The 3633-nt window shown below is 61.8% G+C and carries 4 protein-coding genes; all 4 read left to right on the forward strand.

Annotated elements, in window-relative coordinates:
* Window positions 1-881, forward strand: an 881-nt coding sequence (locus EN964_RS28730) for an ABC transporter substrate-binding protein (protein ID WP_245490696.1), incomplete at its 5' end; no start/stop codon positions are given.
* Window positions 882-1045: 164 nt separating this feature from the next.
* A complete protein-coding gene (locus EN964_RS28735) occupies window positions 1046-1969 on the forward strand; it encodes an ABC transporter permease subunit (protein WP_027035849.1) in 924 nt (307 codons plus the stop codon).
* Complete coding sequence (locus EN964_RS28740) at window positions 1962-3083, forward strand: ABC transporter permease (protein WP_127267925.1); 1122 nt, start codon at window positions 1962-1964, stop codon at window positions 3081-3083. Before EN964_RS28735 ends, EN964_RS28740 begins: the two co-directional genes overlap by 8 nt.
* 16 nt (window positions 3084-3099) lie before the next feature.
* Window positions 3100-3633: ATP-binding cassette domain-containing protein (locus tag EN964_RS28745; protein WP_127277023.1), on the forward strand; the 534-nt coding region annotated here is incomplete at its 3' end.

The raw sequence follows: 3633 nt of genomic DNA on the forward strand, positions 1-3633 counted from the left end.
ACTATATCCCGACCGAAGACCGCTCATCGGCGATGAAGCGGTTCGAGGCCGGCGAACTCGACAGCTACGGCGACCTGCCGACCGAACAGCTCGCTGACCTCAAGACCAAGTTCGGCGACCAGGTCCGCGTCGGACCTTATCTCGGCACCTATTATTATGCGATCAAGACCGACAAGGCGCCGTGGGACAATGTCGAACTGCGCAACGCCATCTCGATGGCGATCGACCGCGACTTCCTCGCTGAGAAGGTCTGGCAGAACTCGATGCTGCCTGGCTATTCGATGGTGCCTCCGGGCATCGCGGGCTACACGCCGGCAATGGCCAAATACGCCGACATGTCGCAGATCGACCGCGAGGACGCTGCCAAGAAGACCCTCGAGAAACTCGGCTATACGCCCGAGCATCCATTGAAGATGGAGATCCGCTACAACACTTCGGAAAACCACAAGAACACGGCCGTCGCCATCCAGGAACAGTTGAAGCCGCTCGGCATCGACGTCTCGCTCGTCAACACCGACACCAAGACCCACTACTCCTTCCTCGAGCAGAAGGGCGACTACGACTTGGCGCGTGCCGCCTGGATCGCCGACTACAAGGATCCGGAGACCTTCCTCGGCATCACCCGCAAGGCCAGCGGCAACAATTATTCGAGCTATGTCAGCCCGGCATATGAAGCGGCCATGGACAAGGCTGCGGCTGCCGGCGGCAAACCGGAAGAGCGCATGAAGGACCTCACTGAGGCCGAGCGCATCCTTGTCGATGACGTCGGTAACATTCCGCTTCTCTACTACAGCTTCCACGACATCGTTTCCTCGAAGCTGCATGGCTTCGACGACAATGTGATGGACATCCATCCGTCCCGCTTCATCAGCAAGGACTGATCCTTAGCCGGGCCGCCGCGCAACGAGATGCGCGGCGGTGCTGGTTTGCCATCGCATCGGCCCGGGAACCGGAATCGATTTTCGGCATGTCGGTGCGAAGATTTGAAGGCTAGAGCGCAACCGTCCAGCTGGACGCGCGTTGCTCTGGGTCAAGCGGGGCACCGATGCTGCGATACGTATTACGGCGGCTTCTGACCGCCATCCCGACGCTGTTCGTCATCGTGACCATGGCGTTTTTCCTGATGCGCGTCGCGCCGGGCGGCCCATTCAACCAGGAGCGGGGGCTGAGCCCCGAGATCAAGGCCAATCTCGAAGCCCAGTTCGGCCTCAACGACCCGCTCTGGCTGCAATTCGTCCATTATCTCGGCAATCTGCTGCGCGGCAATTTCGGCCCGAGCTACAACATGCCGGATTTCACCGTCACCGAACTCTTCGCCAAGGGCCTGCCTATATCGGTTCAGCTCGGCGCCTCGGCGCTCGTCCTGGCGCTGCTACTCGGTTGTGTGCTCGGCACCATTGCGGCGCTTAACCAGAACAAGCTTGGCGACTATACGGTGATCGCGCTGGCGACGGCCGGCAGCACTATCCCAACCTTCGTCATCGCGCCGGTGATCCAACTCCTGTTCGGGCTGACCTGGAGGCTGCTGCCGATCGGTGGGTGGGGCGATGGCGCTTTCATCAACAAGGTCGGTCCGGTGTTGACGCTCGCTCTGCCGCAGATCGCCATCGTCGCCCGGCTGATGCGTGGCTCGATGATCGAATCCTTGCGGTCCCACCACATCCGCACGGCGCGCGCGCTCGGCCTGTCCGATTGGTCGGTGGTGGTCAAGCACGCGCTGCGCGGTGCCATCCTGCCGATCGTCTCCTTCACCGGTCCGGCGGCGGCGGCATTGCTGACCGGCTCGGTCATTGTCGAGACGATCTTCTCCATTCCAGGCGTCGGCCGCTATTTCGTCGATGCCGCGCTCAATCGTGACTACACGCTGGTGATGGGAACGGTGGTGGTGATCGCCATCTTTACCATTGTCTTCAACCTGATCGTCGACGTCATGTACGCGGTCGTCGATCCGAGGGTGCGCTATGACTGACATCGCAGCCACAGCCCCCACCGTCATCGGCCGTTCGCTCTGGGGGGATGCCTGGGCGCGGCTCAAGGCCAATCGCGCCGCCATGTTCAGCCTGTACTACCTTGCCCTGATCGGTGTCGTCAGCGTGTTCGGACCGTGGTTCGTGCCGCATCAATACACCACCATCTATGCCGACTATGTGCGTATGCCGCCAAGCCTGTCAGCCTATCCGAAGGCCGACATGATCGAGACGGCGCTTACCGAAGCGATCAAGCGCATGCGGGTCGACATCAAGGAGTGGCGGCAGGAAGGCAACCAGGTCTTCGTCACCGTCAAGTCGACCAGGCCGATCGACGATCGCAATATCCGTTATCTCGACCGTTCCGATGCCTTTGACGGCACCAAGATCGAGAGCAAGTCGCCCGACGGTCTCGAAGTGACGATGAGCGCCTCGATCAAGCAGCAGTATTTCCTGTTCGGCACCGACAACACCGGCCGGGATCTGTTGTCGCGCACGCTGATGGCCGGGCGCATATCGCTGGCCATCGGCCTGCTCGCGGGTGTCGTGGCGGTGGTCATCGGCGTGGTCTACGGGGCCGCTGCCGGCTTTGCCGGCGGCAAGGTCGACGAGGTGATGATGCGCATCGTCGACGTGCTCTATTCCTTGCCCTTCATCTTCTTCGTCATCATGCTGGTAGTGTTTTTCGGCCGCAACTTCGTGCTGATGTTCCTGGCGGTCGGCGCCGTGCTGTGGCTCGACATGGCGCGCATCGTGCGCGGCCAGGCGCTGTCGATCCGCCGGCAGGAATATGTCCAGGCGGCGGAAGCCATGGGTGTCGGCCAGCGCGGTATCCTGCTGCGCCACGTCATCCCCAACCTGCTCGGCCCGGTGGTGATCTACATGACGCTGCTGGTGCCTCAGGTCATCATCCTGGAAAGCTTCCTGTCGTTTCTCGGCCTCGGCGTGCAGGAGCCGATGACCAGCTGGGGCGTGCTGATCTCGGTCGGCGCCAAGAACATCGGCACCGCCAACTGGCTGCTCCTGTTTCCCGCCTTCTTCCTCGTCTCGACGCTGTTCGCGCTGAACTTCGTCGGCGACGGCCTGCGCGACGCACTGGACCCGAGAGATCGATAAGATGGGGATCGCTAAGATGGCTGCTTCCGAAACGATCCTCAGCGTCAAGGATCTGCGTGTCCGCTTCCGCACGCTCGACGGCGCAGTCGAGGCGGTGAAGGGCATCAGCATCCACGTCAATGCGGGCGAGACCGTTGCCGTGGTTGGCGAATCCGGGTCCGGCAAAAGCCAGACGATGATGGCGGCGATGAGCCTGCTGGCATCGAACGGCGAAGCGACAGGCAGCGTTGATTATCGCGGCCGCAATCTTCTGACGCTCAGCAAATCCGAGCTCAACCAGGTTCGTGGCCGCAAGATCAGCATGATCTTTCAGGAGCCGATGACTTCGCTCGATCCGCTCTATTCGATCGGCAACCAGTTGATCGAGCCGATCCGCCGGCACCGGGGCCTGAATGCCGCCGAGGCGCGGGAAGAGGCGCTCAAGCTGCTGCGGCTGGTGCATATTCCCGATCCCGAGCGGCGGATGAAATCCTATCCGCATGAAATGTCCGGTGGCCAGCGCCAGCGTGTGATGATCGCGATGGCGCTCGCCAACGACCCTGACATATTG

The organism is Mesorhizobium sp. M7A.F.Ca.CA.001.10.2.1 (genome assembly GCF_003998575.1).
Taxonomy (GTDB): Bacteria; Pseudomonadota; Alphaproteobacteria; order Rhizobiales; family Rhizobiaceae; genus Mesorhizobium.